The 21937-nt window shown below is 40.5% G+C and carries 14 protein-coding genes and 1 pseudogene; 12 read left to right on the forward strand and 3 right to left on the reverse strand.

Annotated features, from left to right (window positions below; all coding sequences use genetic code 11):
- The 12 genes and pseudogenes from ACU52_RS15315 to galK all read left to right on the forward strand — a co-directional run.
- Positions 1-1135 (forward strand): annotated as a pseudogene (locus ACU52_RS15315) (hypothetical protein); the annotation flags it as partial.
- A gap of 107 nt (positions 1136-1242) precedes the next feature.
- Positions 1243-1500 (forward strand): hypothetical protein, encoded by a 258-nt coding sequence (locus ACU52_RS12675; protein ID WP_053399049.1) that lies wholly within the window; start codon positions 1243-1245, stop codon positions 1498-1500.
- A 167-nt stretch (positions 1501-1667) separates the two neighbouring features.
- The gene (locus tag ACU52_RS12680) at positions 1668-1985 is read left to right on the forward strand and encodes a hypothetical protein (RefSeq protein ID WP_053399050.1); all 318 of its coding nucleotides are present in this window, start codon (positions 1668-1670) and stop codon (positions 1983-1985) included.
- 280 nt (positions 1986-2265) lie between these two features.
- On the forward strand, positions 2266-4374 hold the full coding sequence (locus tag ACU52_RS12685; RefSeq protein ID WP_082335288.1) for an outer membrane beta-barrel protein: 2109 nt from the start codon (positions 2266-2268) through the stop codon (positions 4372-4374).
- Between the two features lie 30 nt (positions 4375-4404).
- Positions 4405-6600 carry a peptidase domain-containing ABC transporter gene (locus ACU52_RS12690; protein WP_053399052.1) on the forward strand — a complete coding sequence of 732 codons (2196 nt, stop codon included), beginning with the start codon at positions 4405-4407 and terminating at the stop codon, positions 6598-6600.
- A gap of 120 nt (positions 6601-6720) precedes the next feature.
- Entirely contained in the window at positions 6721-6912 is a 192-nt protein-coding gene (locus ACU52_RS12695; RefSeq protein WP_021855628.1) for a hypothetical protein, read from the forward strand.
- A 632-nt stretch (positions 6913-7544) separates the two neighbouring features.
- The gene (locus ACU52_RS12700; protein ID WP_053399053.1) at positions 7545-9158 is read left to right on the forward strand and encodes an ABC-F family ATP-binding cassette domain-containing protein; all 1614 of its coding nucleotides are present in this window, start codon (positions 7545-7547) and stop codon (positions 9156-9158) included.
- Positions 9159-9235: 77 nt separating this feature from the next.
- Positions 9236-9871, forward strand: coding sequence for a nucleotide exchange factor GrpE (locus ACU52_RS12705; RefSeq protein ID WP_239684927.1), 636 nt, complete (start codon positions 9236-9238; stop codon positions 9869-9871).
- Between the two features lie 57 nt (positions 9872-9928).
- Positions 9929-11101 carry a molecular chaperone DnaJ gene (gene dnaJ / locus ACU52_RS12710; protein WP_053399055.1) on the forward strand — a complete coding sequence of 391 codons (1173 nt, stop codon included), beginning with the start codon at positions 9929-9931 and terminating at the stop codon, positions 11099-11101.
- Between the two features lie 20 nt (positions 11102-11121).
- Positions 11122-12408 carry a bifunctional folylpolyglutamate synthase/dihydrofolate synthase gene (locus ACU52_RS12715; RefSeq protein ID WP_053399056.1) on the forward strand — a complete coding sequence of 429 codons (1287 nt, stop codon included), beginning with the start codon at positions 11122-11124 and terminating at the stop codon, positions 12406-12408.
- Positions 12409-12507: 99 nt separating this feature from the next.
- Complete coding sequence (locus tag ACU52_RS12720; RefSeq protein WP_053399057.1) at positions 12508-13599, forward strand: aldose epimerase family protein; 1092 nt, start codon at positions 12508-12510, stop codon at positions 13597-13599.
- A gap of 28 nt (positions 13600-13627) precedes the next feature.
- On the forward strand, positions 13628-14788 hold the full coding sequence (galK, locus tag ACU52_RS12725; protein WP_053399058.1) for a galactokinase: 1161 nt from the start codon (positions 13628-13630) through the stop codon (positions 14786-14788).
- Positions 14789-15082: 294 nt separating this feature from the next.
- Here galK and galE read toward each other — a convergent pair whose 3' ends face one another.
- From galE to ACU52_RS12740, 3 genes are all read right to left on the reverse strand, one after another.
- Entirely contained in the window at positions 15083-16123 is a 1041-nt protein-coding gene (galE, locus tag ACU52_RS12730) for a UDP-glucose 4-epimerase GalE (RefSeq protein ID WP_021855621.1), read from the reverse strand.
- 1058 nt (positions 16124-17181) lie between these two features.
- Complete coding sequence (locus ACU52_RS12735; RefSeq protein WP_162207781.1) at positions 17182-19593, reverse strand: T9SS type A sorting domain-containing protein; 2412 nt, start codon at positions 19591-19593, stop codon at positions 17182-17184.
- 464 nt (positions 19594-20057) lie between these two features.
- Complete coding sequence (locus tag ACU52_RS12740) at positions 20058-21749, reverse strand: helix-turn-helix domain-containing protein (protein ID WP_162207782.1); 1692 nt, start codon at positions 21747-21749, stop codon at positions 20058-20060.
- Positions 21750-21937: the final 188 nt, after the last annotated feature.

Below are 21937 nucleotides of genomic sequence, written 5' to 3' on the forward strand. Positions count from 1 at the left end.
GCTCGCAATGCCCATGAGCACCGATTCGCTGAAAGACATTGCCGACTATTTTGACAAGCACGGAGACTCTAACGAACGTATACTCGCATACTATATCCTTGGATGCGCATACTTTGACGGCAAGGATGCCCCCATGGCATTGCAGTATTTTCATGAAGCGGCAGCAAAGGCAGACACCACTGACAGCAGCTGCGACTTCCTTACACTGCACAGAATACACGCATGGTCGGCAGAGATTTTAAAAAGCCAGTTTGCCTTCAGCGATGCTTTCCATGAAAATAGCCTGGCGTTTAAATACGCAATGAAGGCTAAAGACACTTTAAATGCGATTATTACATATGAAAAGAAATCAAATATTTATAATGCATTGGGCATATCTGACTCTGCTATTTTTATAAGGAAAAAGCTGTATGGACTTTATTCTAAGTATGGATATGAAAAAGAGGCGGTCAGATCATTAGGATTATTGATAAATTATGGTGTGGAGAACAAAGAGTTGTCTGATGTAAAGCATTATATAAATCTATATGAACATAAAAGCGGAAATTTTAATGATAAAGGAGATATTAAAAAAGGCGTAGAAATATATTATGTAACTAAAGGAAGATATCTTGCCGAGATAAACGAACTTGATTCTGCCGAATATTATTTTCGCAAATGTGCCAGAACAGCAAAAAATTATTCTGACCTTAAATACTGTTTCGACGATTTAGCAGACATATACAGAAAGCGCAATCGTCCTGATTCTGTTGCAAAATATGCAGACTTAGCCCGTATGATGACAGATTCTGCGTATGCCCAGATGTCAACCGAACATCTCCAGCAGATGCAGGCTATGTATAACTATAACAGATACAGGCAGACTGCAGAAGAGGCTGAGAAAGACGCATTGCGGACAAAATATATCAGCATAATCATAATTATGGCTATCATGGCAGCAGCCATTGGCGGAGCACTGGCCGTGAGAACATATATAATGAGGAAACGCAGGGCAAGAGTTAACGAGATAAAAGAATATAAGCGCAAAATAAATGAGCTTGAAACGAGCAGAGCAGAGCTCGAAAGCATCAACAGCGGCCTGAATGCCGAAGTAAACAGGATGATTGAAGAAAAGCAAAAAAAATTGACATACTGAAGACCGAATATGAGAAAAACTTTAATAATGTAAAGGATAAAGACCTCTTTGAATGTGAGCCTATTGTAATTCAGATAAGATGGAAGGCTAGGAAGACCACTAAGCCTATGGACAAAGATGAGATAAGCAGGCTTAAAGAATTGTTCAAGGACTATAGACCTTTGAGCAACTGGGAAAACACACTTAACAATAACGAATATCTGATTTGCCTGCTTGTAAGACTCGACTTTGTGCCGGCAGAGATATGCATACTTACAGATTTGTCTTCATCTAACATATCCAACATACGTAAAAGACTTCTCGAAAAAATGACCGGCCGTGAGGGCTCGCCAAAAGATTTTGACAAATATATAAAGTCTTTATAATTAAGCACTTAGTCGCACCATAGTCCGTTGTTGTGAAAAATTTTTCACAACAACGGACTGCCTTTTTTGCAGGTTTGTGAAAAACTTGTGAAAAATCAACCATTAATATATTTGCAACCTTTTTCCAAATTCAGTTACTTTGCGATTGAATTTAAAACCAAAATATTATGAAAAAATTACTATTAATAATGTTTGCCGTTATGGCATTTACAGCACATACATCGGCACAATCTGCCGATATTCCGTCAATAGGCTTTTGTGGCAATACATTATATATATCCAATGGGACGAAAAATCCAAAGGATTTGCGGTTTAAAGCGTTAATAAACAACAAGGCTAATGTTCTGTCGGATATGCTATCCGACAGCATAAAATATAAGGATTTTCAATCCACTTACTTCCTATATATAATTTATATGTATGAGTTTCGGATTGAAAATCCTTATATTCAATTCCGGCAGATTGCAAATCAGCCGGTACATTAGCCTTGTTGCTACATATCCAGTGGTACAGGCTGTCTGTACAATCTGTGTGCAAAACAGAATTGACCATGGATTCTGTAAAAATGCTTTAACCCAAGAAGAAGCCGACCCGCAGCTGCGTATGAGGCTGAAAATATTAACCGAAGATAATATATATTGCTAAAAATATAATTATCACAAATGGCTGCCAAACAAATTGAAGCAAGTTAAATAATGTTAAGTAAGTCACAAAACGGTGCTTGCCTGCGTACACAATACAGTTAAACCAAAAAAATTTAGATATATGAGAAACATCATCTTAATATTAACAGCGTTGCTGTCTCTTACGGCAAATACGCATGCCACGACGGAGGCAGACAAATCCGTGGCTGACTCAACGACAACAGACTCGATAAGCCGTGAAATGAGTATAGACAACATAACCGTGGTTACATCGAGGATAAGACAGAAGGCAAACGGATTCTCATTGAATCTGGCCAACAGCAAATTGGCAGACACTTTCTCGTTCGACCAGATGATGTCAATGCTGCCATATGTGCAAGCCAATGAAGGCAACGTTTCTATATACGGCAAAACGGCCAGCGCCGTTTATGTTGACGGCGTGAAAGTGACCGACAAGGAACAACTGCGGGTTTTGCGCCCGGAAATGATAGCGCGCATTGAGGTTGACTATTTCAATACGGGATCTGAAAGCGCAAGCGATCCCGGAGGCATCATGAGGATATGGCTGAAACACAGGGAGAAAGGCTATACGGTGGGCATTCAGGGAGGAACGCAGGCAAGGACAAAAACCGGAAGTGACGGATTCAACCTCGCTACATATCAGATGGCAAGCTTTGGAAGGTTTACCCTCTTCAATGCCCTCAGCTACAGGCGGGGACTGTATGAGACAAAATACAAGACGAACAAAATGGTGAACACTACGGCATCCGAGAGCAACGAGAGGAGTAGAGTGAATTCAAACTCATGGATGGAATGGATGACCATAACCGCAGACGTAGGACACAACCAGCAGGTGGGCGTCTCCACAAGTGCATCATACGTCAATGGAACAACAACGCTGGATGCCGACAACACCGAAAGCGGTGATGGAACAAGCAACACTTTCCAGACTGTGACATGGAGACCGGCAAAGAACCTTATGCTAAACGGTGTAGCCTTTTACAACTGGAAAATAGACGACAGAGGCTCTAACCTGAATATTACCGCCGACTACCTGTGGTACAACAGTAAAAGAAAAAACAGTTTCAATACAATTACAGGAAACGGATTAATAACAGACTACTCACAAGATGCCGACAACTATACACGACTGCTGCGCGTAAAGCCTGTATGGCAGAACATCCAGAAAAACGGCAACACGCTGTCGGCCGGCCTCGACTACCGGATGAACGACGTGGACGAGGACGAGAGAATAAACAAGATAAGACAGAGCGCCATAGGACATGAGGCTGCGGCTTTCGCATCGTACGACGGAGTTGCAGGGCGGCTGTCGTACAACGCAAACATGCGCGTTCAGTACAACAGCATGAACGTGACCACCAACGGACTTGAAGACAACAGAGGCTATTGGAGCCTGTGCCCGTCGGCTGTTCTGAAATACTACCTTGACAAAAAGCAGAAACACAGCATAGCCCTGACATACAACAGAAACGTGTATGGCATACCATATGCCGGTGTGAGCACTTATAGGGTGTATGACGGGGCAAACCACTACAGCATGGGAAACCCAGACATCGACATTCCGGCAAGCCAATGGATAAACATGGAGATTACGCTCTTTAAGAGTCTGCATCTTAACTTTTCATACACGAAGAACGAAAAGAGCCTGTTCTACGAGGAGGAGACAGACCCGGACAATCCGAACACTACACGCTCTGTACTGCAGAACAGCAAGAAAGATGACACGAAGCAGATTTCGCTAGAATGGAGAAAATATCTTACGGATAACTTCTATGTAAAATTGGGCGGATATACATCATGGAGCTCTTTCAAATCCAATAACTTTGAATACAATGACCAGTTCAGCTGGTATGTTTATGCAAACTGCATGGCATGGCTGAAAAACGGACTGGCCTTAAATGTGTACGCAAGTTACGACCCGCCCAAATATATGTGGGAGATGAAGATGAACAACGTATGGGATGTTTCAATAAGCGTGTCGAAGAGCTTCCTTAAAAATAAATTGCAGATGAGACTTTCCGTCACGCCATACACCAAGCCCCGCGTTTCTGAAGTAATCAAGAGCGGCCTGTCATACAAGCGTGAAAAACTCAACGACGGAACATTTATAAAATTAGAAGTTGCCTACACAATATCTGGCGGTAATTTGCGACAGCGCAGACAGGCACAGAGCATACAGCAATATGAAAAGCAAGAAAACAACTATTGACGAATGAAATTCGTGTAAAGCCAATGCTCTATGAAAGACTTTAAAATATACCTTCAGCACGACGCGATGCAGTGCGGCACAGCATGCCTGCGCATGATATGCAGCCACTACGGGGCAGACTACAGCTTCGACAGTCTGTCGAAGCTGTGCTTCGCCACGTCAGAAGGCGTATCGCTGCTGGGCATAAGCGAGGCGGCCGAAAAGCTGGGACTGCATACGGTATGCGGACGTGTCAGCCTCGACAATCTGGCAGAAGCTCCGCTGCCGTGCATACTGCACTGGAACCAGAACCACTTTGTGGTGCTGTATAAGGTCGACGTAAAGAAACAGAAGTTTTATGTTGCCGACCCCGGCAAAGGCTTTGCAATATGCAGGAAGAAAGACATGGAGAAGCACTGGGTGAGCACACGTTCGGGCGGAGAAGACAAGGGCGTGGCAATGTTTATAGAAACCACTCCTGCCTTTTATGACAACAAGCGTGGCAATAGCCACGGCGAAAGCCGCTCGTTCCGCTTTCTGTTCGGATACATAAAGAAGTACAGAAAATATTTCGGACAGATTATAGCTGGACTGCTCTTAGGCTGCGTGCTGCAGCTCGTGCTTCCGTTCCTCACACAGGCCATTGTCGACGTGGGAATAAAGAGCCGCGACATCGGATTCGTGTGGCTCGTGCTCCTGGGACAGCTCATGCTGACGCTGAGCCGCACGGCACTCGACTTTATACGCCGCTGGCTGCTGCTGCACATAAGCATGCGCGTGAACATATCGCTCGTGAGCGACTTCTTCATCAAGCTGCTGCGGCTGCCCATGTCGTTTTTTGACACAAAGCTTACAGGCGACCTGCTGCAGCGCATGAACGACCACGCACGCGTAAACAGCTTTCTGACGGGACAGACGCTTAGCGTAATGTTCTCAATGCTGAGCCTCGTGGTGTTCGGCATAGTGCTGCTTACATACAACGTGGTGATATTTATAATATTCGCCGCGGGCAGCGCACTGTATGCCCTATGGATAGCCATGTTTCTGAAAAGGCGCAAGGTGCTCGACTATGAGCTGTTTGAGCAGCAGGCTATAAACAGCAACAAGACTTACGAGTTTATAACGTCAATGCAGGAAATAAAACTGCAGGACTGCCGGCAGCGGCGCCGCTGGGAATGGGAGGACACACAGGCCGACCTCTTCGGCGTGCAGATGAAGAGCCTGAAGCTGCAGCAGACACAGGAGGCGGGAAGCATATTCATAAACGAGCTGAAGAACATAATAATAACGGTGGTGTCGGCAACGGCGGTAATCAACGGGGAGCTTACGCTCGGTATGATGCTCGCGGTGCAGTATATAATAGGTCAGCTTAACAGTCCCGTAGACCAGCTGATGGGATTTCTCTACTCGCTGCAGGACGTGAAGATAAGCCTTGAGCGCATAAACGAGATTCACCGCGCTGACGACGAAAACGCCAAAGGCCATGTAATGCGGCCCGCAGACATGACACACGACATAAGGCTCGACGGCATAAGCTTCAGATACGACCCTCACTCGCCATCAAAGACCATAGACGGGGTGAGCCTGTACATACCTGAAGGCAAGGTTACGGCAATAGTAGGCGCGTCGGGCAGCGGAAAGACAACGCTCGTGAAACTGATGCTGGGCTACTATCCCGTGGAGGCGGGACAGATAACCGCAGGAGGCACAGACCTGGCAAAGATAGACCTCGACTGGTGGAGACGGCAGTGCGGAGTGGTGATGCAGGACGGAGTGATATTCTCAGAATCAATAGCGCGCAACATTGCCGTTGACGACGGCGACATTGACAATGAACGGATGGTAAAGGCGGCTGAGATAGCCTGCATAAAGGACTACGTGATGAGCCTTCCGCTGAAGTTCGACACAAAGATAGGACGCGACGGCATGGGACTGAGCCAGGGACAGAAGCAGCGCATACTGATAGCAAGGGCGGTGTATAAGAATCCTCACTACATATTTCTGGACGAGGCGACCAACTCGCTCGACGCCAACAACGAACGTGCCATAGTTGAAAACCTGAGCCGCTTCTACAAAGGGCGCACGGTGGTGATAGTGGCACACAGGCTGAGCACGGTAAGACATGCCGACAACATAGTGGTGATAGACGGCGGACACGTGGCAGAGACAGGCACTCACGAGCAACTCACCGAGAAGCGCGGAATGTACTACCAACTGGTAAAGAACCAGCTTGAACTCGGCAACTGAGCCTCAGCCGCCGCAGCACGACAGCCGCCGGCAACCGGCAAGGCGCAGACATAACCACGGACACACGACGCCGGCACAACAGACGGCAACATATAAAAAAAGAAAGAAAGGAAACGGAGCATGGACGAAAAAGACAACATAGAACTGAGAAGCGAGAAGGTGCGCAACATAATAGGCGGCGTGCCGCCGCGACTGGTGAGAGCCGGAACGGTTGTTATCATAACAATATGCGTGGCTCTCGCCCTTGCCGCATGGCTGATAAAGATTGACGGAACGCCCGTGTGGCGCATGATTTTCTTCAGCAGGATGTGAACTACAGACACAAGAACAGCCGTACAGACAGCACAAACGGGCATCAGAAAAATGCAAGAAGAATATGCAAGAAGACGATTCGTGCTGTATATAAAATAAACAAAACTTTTGTTACAAGCCTTTGATAATGTTTCCCGCAGGCGCTACATGAGTTTAACTCCAATCTGGTGGTATTATCCGGTCGGGATTTTTGCTTTATATTGAGCATATTTTCGTTAGATTTTTACAGACATAACGGACTGTATCAAGAAAAAGCCGGGAAAAGACGACAACAGAAACAAAAAGACGGGCTGAAAGCAGGAATGCACAAAATAGACTATGTGCAGTCTAATGACAGATTGGGGTTTAAGATGTAACATGTACATCGACAAACTTAATGTGGCGTCTGCCACAACATTGTAATTCAGCATGCAGACATTATCAGACAAAAGTGAAAGAACATAACATACAACAACACGACAAGCAGATACCGACAAATGACTAAAGCTATTAATAGTCAGCCATTTAAAGCCCAAACAGCAAGTTTTCTGCCGTTTACACGAAATGTTTACAAAGCCTTTTATCTTAAATTTGGAATATCAGATAAAAAGTTGTAATTTTGCAGCCAAAATATAATACAAGGTAAAATAGGAATGATAACAGTCACAAATCTTGCAATTCAGTTTGGAAAGAGAGTACTTTACAAGGATGTAAACATCAAGTTCACAAACGGCAACATCTATGGCGTGATCGGCGCCAACGGTGCAGGCAAATCAACTCTGCTTAAAGCCATAAGCGGAGAACTTGAGCCAAACAAAGGAAGCGTTGAGCTTGGCCCTGGAGAGCGTCTCTCCGTATTGGATCAGGATCACTTTAAATATGATGAGTACAGCGTGATGGACACTGTGCTTATGGGACATCAGCCGTTATGGCAGAACATGAAAGAGCGTGAAGCCCTCTACATGAAAGAAGACTTCAACGACGAAGACGGCAACAAGGTGGCAGAGCTTGAAGAAAAGTTTGCCGAGATGGGCGGATGGAATGCCGAAAGCGATGCAGCGCAAATGCTGTCGAACCTCGGAATCAAGGAGAATCTGCACAGCAAGCAGATGAGCGAGTTGTCTAACAACGAGAAGGTACGCGTAATGTTGGCCAAGGCCCTGTTCGGTAATCCGGACAACCTGCTGCTCGACGAGCCTACCAACGACCTTGACCTCGACACTGTTCAGTGGCTGGAGGAATATCTCAGCAACGTTGAACAGACAGTATTGGTGGTAAGCCACGACCGTCACTTCCTTGATGCTGTAAGTACACAGACCGTAGACATCGACTTCGGCAAAGTAACAGTGTTCGCAGGTAACTACTCGTTCTGGTACGAAAGTTCACAGCTGGCACTGCGTCAGGCTCAGAACCAGCGCCAGAAAGCAGAAGAGAAGAAGAAAGAACTTGAAGAGTTCATCCGCCGTTTCTCTGCCAACGTGGCAAAGAGTAAGCAGACAACAAGCCGCAAGAAGATGCTTGCAAAACTTAACATCGCAGAAATCCGTCCTTCATCACGTAAGTATCCGGGAATTATATTCCAGATGGAGCGTGAGCCGGGCAACCAGATTCTTGAAGTAGAAGGTCTGAAGGCTGTTGACGCAGACGGAACTGTGCTTTTCGACAATGTAAACTTCAACATAGAAAAGGGTCAGAAGGTTGTGTTCCTGAGTCACAACCCGAAAGCCATGACAGCCTTGTTTGAAATAATAAACGGCAACAGACAGGCTGACGCCGGAACATATAAATGGGGTGTCACAATAACAACAGCCTATCTCCCACTCGACAACACCGAGTTTTTCAACAGCAACATGAACCTCGTTGAATGGCTTGGACAGTTTGGCACCGGCAACGAAGTGATGATGAAAGGATATCTTGGCCGAATGCTGTTCAGCGGAGAGGAAGTGATGAAGAAAGTAAACGTGTTGAGCGGTGGTGAGAAGATGCGCTGTATGATAGCACGCATGCAGCTCAAGAACGCCAACTGCCTTATCCTTGACACGCCAACCAACCACCTTGACCTTGAAAGCATCCAGGCTTTCAACAACAACCTGGTAGGATTCAAAGGCAACATCCTGTTCAGCAGCCACGACCATGAGTTCATCCAGACAGTGGCAGACCGCATAATAGAGCTTACTCCTAAAGGAACAATCGACAAGCTCATGCAGTATGACGACTATATTTACGATGAACAGCTGAAAGAACAGCGTGCCAAAATGTACGAATAAATGTCAGCAACTTGGTTTGGCAAGATTTTTGCTGCACGTACTACAAAAAGTTTTAACATCATGGACAAGAAAGAAAAATTAATATAGATGATGAACAAGTAAAGACATCATCAGAAAGCGCTGCAGAAAAAGAAAAAGAATCTGAAAAGGCAGAAAACCAGGATAATACTGCTACTGAAGAGGCTGAAGAAAAACAAGACACTGAGGCTGAAGAAAACGCTGCCGACACAGATAAAGAAAATGAAGAAAAAGAGGAAGAAAAAGATCCTCTGGCAGAAGCTCTCAAAGAGATAGAGATTCTCAAGGATAAATATCTTCGCTCTGTAGCTGAATTCGACAACTATAGGAAAAGGACTCTGAAAGAAAAGACCGAACTGATACTGAACGGATCAGAAAAGGCTGTTCAGGCTTTTCTGCCTATAATTGACGATATGGAACGCGCCATCGAAAATGCCGAGAAGACTGATGACATTGAAGTCATAAGAGAAGGCATGAAACTGATTCACCAAAAGACCAACAAAACGATGGAAAGTCTTGGCGTGAAAGAAATAAAGACAGAAGATGCGGACTTTGACACAGACTATCATGAGGCTGTGGCAATGGTTCCCGGAATGGGCGATGATAAAAAAGGAAAAGTCTTAGACTGTGTCCAAAAGGGATATACTCTCAACGACAAAGTTATAAGACATGCAAAAGTTGCTGTAGGGCAATAACTTTACGGGCATGTTTGTAACAAAAGTTTTTGGACAATAAACATCTAACATTTAACAATGGCAAAAAGAGATTATTATGAGGTGCTTGGCGTGAGCAAAGACGCCTCTGAAGACGAAATAAAAAAGGCATATAGAAAAATTGCCATAAAATATCATCCCGACCGTAATCCTGGAAACAAGGAAGCTGAGGAAAAATTCAAAGAAGCAGCCGAGGCATATGACGTATTGCATGACCCGCAGAAGAGACAGCAATATGATCAGTTTGGATTTAACGGTCCTGTCGGCGGCGGAGGCTTTGGCGGTTTCAGCAGTGCGGGCGGTTTCAGTATGGATGATATATTCAGCATGTTTGGCGATGTGTTCGGCGGACGTGGAGGATTCGGCGGCTTTGGCGGAGGCGGATTCGGCGGAGGCCAGCATCGTCCTGCTCAGCAACGCGGTTCGGATTTACGTCTGAAAGTAAAACTCACATTGCAGGAAATATCAACAGGCGTTACCAAGAAATTCAAAGTAAAGCGTGACGTTACATGTAACCACTGCCACGGAACAGGTGCTGAAGACGGAAGCGCAAGAGAGACCTGTCCGACATGTCATGGCAGCGGCGTGGTGACACGCACCACTCAAAGCCTGTTCGGCATGATGCAGACTCAAAGCGTATGTCCTACATGTAGCGGTGAAGGTACAGTTATAAAGAACAAGTGCCACGCTTGCGGCGGAACTGGTGTTGTAAAGGGTGAAGAAGTTGTTGAAATCAACATTCCTGCCGGTGTCTCTGAAGGTATGATAGTAAATGTACCAGGAAAAGGCAATGCAGGAAGACACAACGGAACACCAGGAAACATACAGGTATATATAGAAGAAGAGCCGAACGACACGTTTATCCGTGACGACAACGACATTATATATAACCTTCTTCTTGACTTCCCTACCGCAGCTCTTGGTGGAAGTGTTGAAATTCCGACAATTGACGGAAGCCGCGTAAGAGTAAAGATCGAGCCGGGAACTCAACCCGGAAAGGCTCTGCGACTCAGAAACAAAGGTCTGCCGGCAGTTCAAGGATATGGCAGAGGCAATGGCGACATGGTTGTAAACATCAGCGTTTACGTACCGAAGACACTTAGCCAGAAAGAAAAGAAGGCTCTGGAAGAGATGCGCGAGAGCGATAACTTTAAAGGTGACTCAGCGACAAAACGCACCATATTCCAGAAATTCAGAAATTACTTCAGTTAACAACTGACAGTTTCAGAAAAATGACATACGAAGAAACAATTGAATATCTATACAACAGCGTCCCTATGTTTCAAAAAGTGGGCGCTGTTGCTTATAAAGAGGGGTTGCATAATACGCTCGAACTTGACAGACATTTTGGTCACCCCCACCAAAACTTCAAGACAATCCATATAGCCGGAACGAACGGAAAAGGCTCATGCTCTCACACGATAGCCTCAATATTGCAGTCTGCCGGATATAAGGTCGGCTTGTATACATCGCCGCATCTCAAGGATTTTCGCGAGCGTATAAGGGTAAACGGAGAATGTGTCAGCAAAGAATATGTAATAGATTTTGTAGAGAACGAAAGACATTTCTTTGAGCCTCTACACCCGAGTTTCTTTGAACTGACAACAGCTATGGCATTTAAATACTTTGCAGAGCAAGGCGTTGATATAGCTGTTATCGAAGTGGGACTGGGCGGAAGGCTTGACTGCACAAACATTATAACGCCTATACTCTCTATAATAACCAATATCAGCTTTGACCATACACAATTCTTGGGCAATACGCTCGAAGCCATTGCGAGAGAAAAAGCCGGAATAATAAAAGAAGGCATACCGGTTGTGGTTGGTGAAACGACAGAAGAAACTCTACCCGTATTCTGTGACACTGCCAAACAAAAACACAGCAAAATATACCTCGCTGAAAAGGACAAAGAAATTATCAGTTCTAAAGCATTGGCAGACGGAGGCATAGAATACGAAACAATTAGCCTGGGCAATATAAAAGGTGAACTTGGAGGAATATATCAAGAGAAAAACACTAATACCATACTCTGTGCTGTTAAAGTATTGGCCGAAAGTGGCATTAATATAAGCGGGGCAAATATAAAGGAGGGTATCGGACACGTTTCTGAATTGACAGGCCTGCAAGGACGCTGGCAAAAGATTATGGACGCCCCAAAAGTTGTATGCGACACAGGGCACAATGTCGGAGGATGGCAATATATCAGCAAGCAGCTCAATATGCAGCAATGCCGTAAAATGAGAATTGTTTTCGGAATGGTTGATGACAAGGACATTCAAACTGTGATGAGTCTTCTTCCACAAAAGGCAATATATTATTTTACTCATGCAAATACCAAAAGGGCAATTGACGAAAACAAAATTAAAGAAATAAGCGAAAGCCTTAATCTTGAGGCAACATGCTATCCCGACGTGGCCACTGCATACAATAAAGCATTGGCAGAAGCAGATAGAGATGACTTTATCTTCGTTGGCGGAAGCAGCTATATTGTAGCCGACTTTCTTAATGATTGCCTTTAACGGTTTTTAATAACAATATGAGATATTTTTAGGTGTTTCATTTGTGTTTCTCAACTTTTTTAGTTTACTTTGCATAGAATTTATTAACTAAAAAGTAATATTATGGACACAAATGAAACACCAAACCTCTGTGGTTTGAAAAGAGAAGATTTTCAAACCACAATTGACGGAAAAAATACAGATCTATTTATTCTAAAGAACAAATCAGGAAACGAAGTTGCAATAACTAACTACGGAGGTGCTATAGTTGCAATTATGATGCCCGACAAAAATGGTAATTACGCAAACGTAATACAAGGGCATGATAATATACAAGATGTAATCAACAGTCCGGAACCTTATCTTTCTACATTGATCGGAAGATATGGCAACAGAATATGCAAAGGTAAGTTTCAGTTAAACGGCAAAGAATATCAATTAGCTATAAACAATGGTCCAAACTCTTTGCATGGAGGACTGAAAGGATTCAATGCCAAAGTGTGGGATGCACTTAGAATGAACGATGAAACTCTTATTCTTAACTACGTTTCATCATACGGTGAAGAGGGCTACACCGGAGAAATGAAAATAACTGTAGCATACATATTCAATGACGACAATGAACTTATCATTGAATACATGGCTACAACAAACAAAAAGACAATAATAAACCTGACAAGTCACGGATTCTTCAGTCTTGCAGGAATAGCAAACCCTACCCCGACTATCGACAATCTTATTTGCGAAATTAATGCAGACTACTACCTGCCAATAGACGAGACGTGTATTCCTACAGGTGAGATAAGATTTGTAAAAGACACTCCTTTCGATTTCCGTAAACCTAAAGCTGTAGGACAGGACATTGATGCCGACAACGAGCAGATAAAGAATGGCGCAGGATATGACCATTGCTTTGTACTGAACAAAAAAGAAGAAGGCGAACTCAGTTTTGCAGCACGCATCAAAGAACCTATAAGCGGCAGAACAATGGAAGTGTATACCACAGAACCGGGAATGCAAGTATATACCGACAATTGGGCTGACGGATACAAAGGACAGCACGGGGCCACATTCCCAAGAAGAAGCGCAATATGTTTTGAAGCTCAACATTTCCCAGACACACCAAACCATCCTTATTTCCCTTCTGTAATATTAAAACCAGAAAATCAATATAAACAAAAAACAATATATAAATTTGGTGTAGAAAAATAATATTAACCTATAATAAAAAGAACACGACATGGACATAGAATTTGTAAGAAGCCGGTTCATCAAGCATTTTGATGGAAAAACTGGCAATGTATATGCATCACCCGGAAGAATCAACCTTATAGGAGAACATACAGACTATAACGGCGGATTTGTTTTCCCAGGAGCTATAGACAAGGGCATAATGTGCGAAATCCGCCCCAACGGAACAGATACAGTAATGGCTTACGCCATTGACTTGAAAGACCGCGTTGAATTTAATGTAAACGATCCTGAAGGCCCCAAAACAAGTTGGGCACGCTATATTTACGGCATTGTACAAGAAATGAAAAAAAGAGGGGTTGACGTAAAAGGCTTCAACACAGCATTTGCCGGTGACGTTCCTCTCGGTGCAGGCATGTCATCGTCTGCAGCAATGGAAAGCTGCTTTGCATTTGCCCTCAATGATTTGTTTGGTGACAATAAAGTAGAAAAATGGGATCTGGTTCTTGCCGGCCAGGCAACAGAACATAATTACTGTGGTGTAAACTGCGGAATAATGGATCAGTTTGCAAGCGTATTCGGCAAAGAGGGCAAACTCATGCGTCTTGACTGCAGAAGCCGCGAATTTGAATACTTCCCATTTGATCCGAAAGGATACAAGCTGGTTCTGCTCGACTCTGTTGTAAAGCATGAGCTGGCATCTTCTGCCTACAACGACAGACGCAGGAGTTGCGAAAACGTTGTTGCGGCTTTGAAGAACAAATATCCTAATAGAAAGATTGAAACACTACGCGACGCAGACTGGGACATGCTCGACTCTGTTAAATCTGAAGTCAGCGATGAGGATATAAAGAGAGCAACATTTGTTCTTGGCGAGAAAGACAGAGTGCTCGCTGTTTGTGATGCCTTGACAAAAGGCGACTATGAAACAGTTGGCAAAAAAATGTATGAGACCCACGAGGGCTTAAGCAAAGATTATGAAGTTTCTTGTGAAGAAATAGACTTCCTGGTTGAAATTGCAAAAGCACATGGTGTTACCGGTTGCCGAATAATGGGCGGCGGTTTTGGCGGATGCACAATAAATCTGGTAAAGGAAGAACTTTATGATTCTTTCGTAAATGATGCCAAAGAAAAATACAACGAGAAATATGGCAGAGAGCCAAAAGTTTATGACGTTGTAATTAAAGACGGATCACATAAAGTATGCTAAAATAATCTTTTCAGATAATTTTATACTCAAAATGAACTTTCAGTCCTTGCCATAAATTGCAAAGAGACGACTGAAAGTTCATTTTTATTATGATAAAATGTTATAAACCAGACTTGCATATTATAGCAAAAGGAAACAATAAATAAACTCCTAATTTTTATTGTAATTTACACGATAAAAATTCAAAAAGACTACAGAATAAAAATAACCAATTTAGTATAAAAAATTATCTGCCCATAAAATTATTTTTTACAGGCAGATATAAATATAATATACGTTTATTGCTAATGTCAATTATTGAACTCCGTCTTCCCTAAGCTTCAACTGCCATTTCCAGGCAGAACGCAGAGTCTCCTCTAAGCCGGTCTCAGCTTTCCACCCCAAGACATTGTTAGCTTTAGCCGGATCAGCCCAAACTTTCTCTATATCACCCTCACGACGAGGCGCATATTCCCAATTAACCTTAACACCTGTAGCCTTTTCAAATCCTTCAACAACTTCAAGAGTACTTACGCCTTTACCTGTACCTATATTAAATATCTCAACGGCATCCGTAGAAGGATTATCAAGCACTCTCTCCATTGCCTTAACATGTGCCTTTGCAAGATCTACTACATAGATGTAATCGCGAATACATGTTCCGTCAGGAGTATTATAGTCGTTGCCAAAAATCTTTAACTGTCCTCTGATGCCAATAGCCGTCTGTGTCACAAAAGGAATAAGATTCATTGGAACGCCATTTGGCAATTCGCCAATAAGAGCTGACGGATGTGCTCCTATAGGATTAAAGTATCTCAAAATAACAGACTTAACAGGTGCTCCGCTATGAATGAAATCCTGAATTATTTCCTCATTAATCTGCTTTGTGTTGCCATAAGGACTCAAGGCCTTCTGTATAGGAGCTTCTTCTGTTACAGGCAGATTCTCCGGCGAAGGCTGACCATATACCGTGCAACTTGAAGAAAAGATAAGTCCCTTTACATTGTGTGCAGGCATTAATTCAAGCAAATTAAGCAAACTTGTTATATTATTTCTATAATACAGCAACGGTTTCTGCACACTTTCACCAACGGCTTTACTTGCAGCAAAATGTATTATTCCGCTAATATCTCCATATTTAGAAAAGACCTTATCCATTGCAGCTAAGTCACAACAGTCAACTTGCTCAAAAGCCGGACGAATACCTGTGATTTTTTCTATTCCGTCAACCACCTCCGGCTTAGAATTAGACAAATTATCAACTATTACCACATTATATCCGGCCTGCTGCAACTCTACTGTGGTATGAGAACCGATAAATCCAGTACCTCCTGTTACTAAAATTGTATGTTTCATCTTTTTAAAATAAGAATTAACAAATTACCTATACTAAACCCTATGTATGGGCTTATGTTTTTTAGATTTATATAAACAAATAACTGAAGACAAAGTTATATTATTTTTCGCTGTATAGATAACATTTGATTATTTTTAACTCAAATAAATTTATCCGTCACTATATCATACATCCATTATTTGACAACTCAAAATTTATATTGGAAATTTGACTATTCACACACATCTTCAGACAACACCGCTTACGCCTATATAAAGACATATGAAAACGGCATATATCTCCATGAGACAAAAATGCTCAACTTTAAATATTCATTTTCAGCAACAAAATAAAAACATAAAAGATTGTCTGAAAATAGTAAAAGATAAACAATGCTTTAAGAACGCATACTAATTGCAGCCTACCTTATTTGCAAGATTAGCCATAAAAAAACATTGATTTTCATATCATAATCGGGTCACTTTTGTATTAAAAACGACCCATTTACGATACAAAAACAATAGGTTAATGATTTGAAACATACATATGCCTTTTCAATTACATTTTCATCAAAACTAATTATACAAAAGAGAAAACACAAACATAATCTACTCCTTTTACTTTCACTTTTTGTCTTTCAATATTTACATAGCCTTTTAGTAGTTGAAAGGTTGATGTTCACCTTATAAGAATTGTCACATAATAAACTCGCTTATATTATAATATAACCAATCTGCGTATGTAATACTTCAACATTATGATCCTTATATTAAGAAATTACTATTTCCACAATTATTATCGACGTAAACATCTGTTTAATTTAGGAACACTTGGATGCAAAAGAATTTCTGTCTTATATTAAGCGGACTGCCGTTCGAATTTTTGCAAATATAGTTGACTATCTAAAAAATAAGCAGACCTAGACGACCATAGAAACATCAATCTACTTATAATTAAACATTATACTTTAATGTCTGATTGGGGTACATAAAATATTCAAAAAAAACGATTGACGAAACACAAATCCACAGAATATATTTCGTCAATCGCTTTTAACAATTCAATTATTCGAGCAAATTTAAATCTTTATTTTATATACTTCTTTACCATTTTCACCAGTAAGTACAACTACATAAACGCCTTCTGGAACGTTTGAAAGATTTACCTCCGTTCTGCCAGAACAACTACTTACCAATGTTCCTGATACACTATAGATCGCAACTGTTTTAAAAGGTTTGTTAAGATACAAAATACCATTATCTACTCGTCCCCAACTTCCAGTTTCTGATTCAACAGTACCAATTCCTGATAATTCCCAATATGCATCATTAGAATTTTCAGACTCAATGCCATTCTTATACATTGCAGTAACAACAAATGAGCCGTATTCATCTTCAGGAATGTCTATTGACACATTCTGTGTCTTTATCATATCATCTACATAGAGTTCACCATTGAAATACAATTTATATCCTTCTATACCGAGATCTTTTTCAGCTGTTTTATCAGCAGCAATGTTTGCAAAAATATGCCACCTTCTCATAAATCCGTTAGTAAAAAGTCTATCCCACGTCTTACCATCGTCTTCTGTGAACAAATCACTCTTACCGCTGTCTTCACTATATAGGCAAACTCCTAGAGGATGCTCATTGATATCATGCTGAACAACCTTAATGCCAACCTGCAACGATGTATTTTCTTTAATAATCAAAGGTTCGTCAAGAGCAACTGTATTCCATGCATTTTCAGTAAAATGTTCTATGGGTTGGTTTACAACCATTTTATTATTTTCAAAAACGACAAGACTCAATTTTGTTTCTACACGGTCTTCACCATTATACTTTCTGTTCGAATAGAAAGTCAAGGAGTTGAGATATTCACCAACACATTCCGAAAGGTCTTTAGGTGTAAATTGTATTGCTCCTATAAAAGGTTTGCCTTCATCACCAATACCTTCGCCATCTTTAATTTCTTTTGTACTATATCCTAGTTCGCGAACACCAGCCGGGTCTTTCCAAGACAAATTCAGAGTAGAATAGCCATGTTCCAAAGTCAAGTCTTTCGGAGCATCAGTCTTTACATTATCCTTTCCAAGATTAATAATATAACTATATCTTTTACGGTCTGCATTTATATAAAAACCAAGAAGAATGTTTCCATTATCTGAGGACCTTATGCTTCCCATTAAAGTAGTGTCTTTCTCACATGAATCATATTCTGGTTCTATATCTATAATGCCATTAGTTTGCTCTTTTATCCATTCATGAAAAGTTTCTTCTTTATTACTCCTTATATCATAAACATTAGTTGTTCTCATAGGAGATTCTACCGGTGCAGCATAGAACATGGCATCATTCATGGTTAGCCCTGTTGGCAATCCGTAAAGCTCTTTGTACGAGGTAAATCTACCATTTTCAAGATTGAAATACGCAGGAGATGAGTCACGATCACGTTCATCCTTCTTCCACTGATAAGTAAGCATCATACGGATGCCATTTTGTGCCTTGGTTATCGTGAACACATCAAATCCATCTCCTGTTAAAGCCGAATCAAGAGAATCGCTATATAATTTCAATCTCTTATTATAATCAGCCAATATTTCCTGATATTCATGTACAGCCTCAGAATAAGCGGCCATCGAGTCAATATCTGTAATATAATACTGTTTATAGTATATAGGATTTTTACTTATTTCTCCATTCTCATATTTCTCTATATCCTCCAAATATTTAACAGAATCTTCAGCCGTAAAATATTTAGCCGCATCAACTGTAATTGGCTGAACTGGCCTTGACGTTGGAATCTTCACACCTTCTTTATAAATTATGTCCAGTCCAAATTCATTATACTGCCATATTCCATCTTTATCTTTTTTCCAAGCTATACAATAGTTTCTGTATCCAGACCAGTCTATTACACGTCCACCTATATAGCTATTGCTGCATACTATAGCATCTACTGCCTGAACTTGTAAATGGGTAGGATCAAGCAAAGGAAATTTCAGCAAAGAAACTTTATATGTTCCGTCTTCTTGCCTTTCCCAGATACACGGCTTACGTATTGTTCCTATTGCATAAGGATTATCGTCAATATTCTTGTATGTAATAGCACCGCAAATCATCGTTCCGTCATCAGTAATATCCCATGCTGTTCCAGAAATGACATCAGGGTCATCTGGATAAGGAAGTTTTTCCCAATGTCCATCTATAGCAACTGCAGGAAACGTGAATTCTGACTGCCCAACAAATATACCTTCAGGAGTAGCGCTATTACAAATAACACCGTCAAATTCCTGCATTATTTCATCGGTGGTGTTATAAATAATGGTTTTCTTACCAGATTCTTCATTCTGTATTGCATATTTTCCATTTCCCGATAAAATAGAAAATGCATATCCGTTAAGTTTTCTATATGTAGGGGTGTTCTGTGCTGGCGATACTATAGAAAGCATCATTGCCACAATAAAAGCGTAAAAAAAATTGTGTTTCATACGTCTCATTTAAGTTAAAAAGGATTTAACATATTCATAATAATAAATCAATTTATAAGAACTACTTTTTCAATCACCAATAGCCATATATTATTCTCAAAAAATAATATGATATGGGCTAGACCATATTACAATTATGATTGAAATGTAAATAATAATATCAAAACGTTATTCATACGCATTTAATTTGTATATTTCTTTTCCAGCCGCTATTAACTTTATGTTAAAAATATAATTATTTAAACAGTGAGGGTGGCTGCTTCCCTTTTCTGCTTTCAATAATGGTTTCTGTTCAGAACAGATCTTATTAAAAATCCTGAGCAAAAATATGTCGTAATTTTTAATAAAACAAATCAAGTTTATTCGGATTCGCGAAATAGAATAAGAAAAAGAATTAAGTCATCCGTTTCAATAAAAACAAGAATTCTTTTTCATGAAACAGATGACTTAAACCCAACAACATACTATTCTTTTCTAAGTTTTTCCTTATACAAAGAGGGAGTTATACCAACAGTCTTCTTAAAGACATCAACAAATGCGCTGTATGACTTAAATCCAACACTTTCAGCAATGGCATTGAGCGTAAAAGAACCATAATTCTCAGTATCAGACATTCTTAGGCAAGCCAAATGTATGCGATATTCATTGACGTATGTTTTAAAACTTTTTTGGAAATTATCATTAATTACCATTGAGACATACTTACTGTTAGATCCAACAAGTGTAGACAAACGTAAAAGCGAAAAATCATAATTACAAAATTCTGTAGTATTTTCCATTATATCTATAATTGCATCTAGAAGTTTATTACGCATATCTCCACTCATCCTCATGCTAGCATTTCTTACTTTTTCTACATTGTCATCACATGTATCTGAATCACATTTAATTATTTCTTCATTTCTGCTGCATACTCCATTGTCAATTGTTTTTCTCATACGCTCAACTTCCGCCTCTAACTCTTTTTGCCTTGCCATAGACTCATGCATTCGAACTCTGAGCACATTCTGATTTTTAATAAAATCACGATTTACAACAAACAAATTATTATAGCTTTTATCTATACTCTTTTTTTGCCTGTAAACTATTATAAGCAATACACTAACTACCAAGACCACAACTGTTATGACAAAGATAAAATTCCTTTGTGTTGAAATTGTCGCCATGCGCTCTTTCTCACGTTCATGTAAATTTGAAATATATTCATCATATTTTGCCATCTCATAAACAAACTGTTGGTTTTTTATGGTTTCAAACTCCTGAAAATTAAGTATAGAATCTTTTGTGTCAAGGTATAATTTCATATAATGATTAGCCAATTTATAATCTTTGACGGAGTCATAATAATCAGCATAATCCATATACACGCTAAGACAAGAATGCATTATCCCATATTTTTCAGCTGCCTCTTTATACAAACGTATGTATTTTAACATCATTCTGTCATCTTTAAGAGCAGAATAACTTTTATACAACATTTGATAGCTTGAACAAATATATTGTGGAGTAAGATTGTTTTTTTGTGCATAGTCAACGGCTTCTTTTAATACCTGTATTGCCTGAATACTATTTTTTTCCGAATAAAGTATCATTCCCATACAAAACTTCCACATAAATACACACTCTTTATCTTTAGATTTCTTAAATTTAATCAATAGCTTGTGGTATTTTCGGGCTTCTTTGGTTTTTCCTAACCTTGCTGTCATCATCGTAATGTTGGCAAGTACTTTATATTCATTTATGGCATCTTTATACTTACGGCTTAAGTTGTATGCCTTTTTGTAATATCCAAGTCCATTGCCAAAATCTCCATACAAGCAAAAAATGGTTCCAATATTATTATAGAATCTTGATATTTCGCGTTTTCCATTACCTTCCTTATATATCCTCAATCCTGTAAAATACGAATTAAGTGCATCTGCATATGATCCCTTCATATATAAAATATTACCTTTTTTCAGAAAAGCTATAGCACACTGCTGTCTTTCTTCATTTGGTAAATCAATATCTGCACGCTTACATAACACCAAATAATAAATAAAAGCTGTGTCTAGACTATTTTTCTCAAAATATTCATCAGCCTTTTTCATTACATCATCTGTAGGGACTTTCAATGTATTCTTCACCAAATTAAAATAATCTTTTCCAAAAGTCATTGCCTTAATTTGTATTGGCACAAAAAAAGGAAAAGAGATATAATGATGCCTAGCTGCAAACATAATACATGACGCGAGTTGATGCACATAAAATTCTTCATTGTTTACGTGAGTTAGGAATGAAATTAATTAAACTTTTAAAGTATTCCGACAATTACGACCATAGTTCAAATTGTTTACATACTACA

This window comes from Xylanibacter rarus (genome assembly GCF_001275135.1).
In the GTDB taxonomy this organism is placed as follows: domain Bacteria; phylum Bacteroidota; class Bacteroidia; order Bacteroidales; family Bacteroidaceae; genus Prevotella; species Prevotella rara.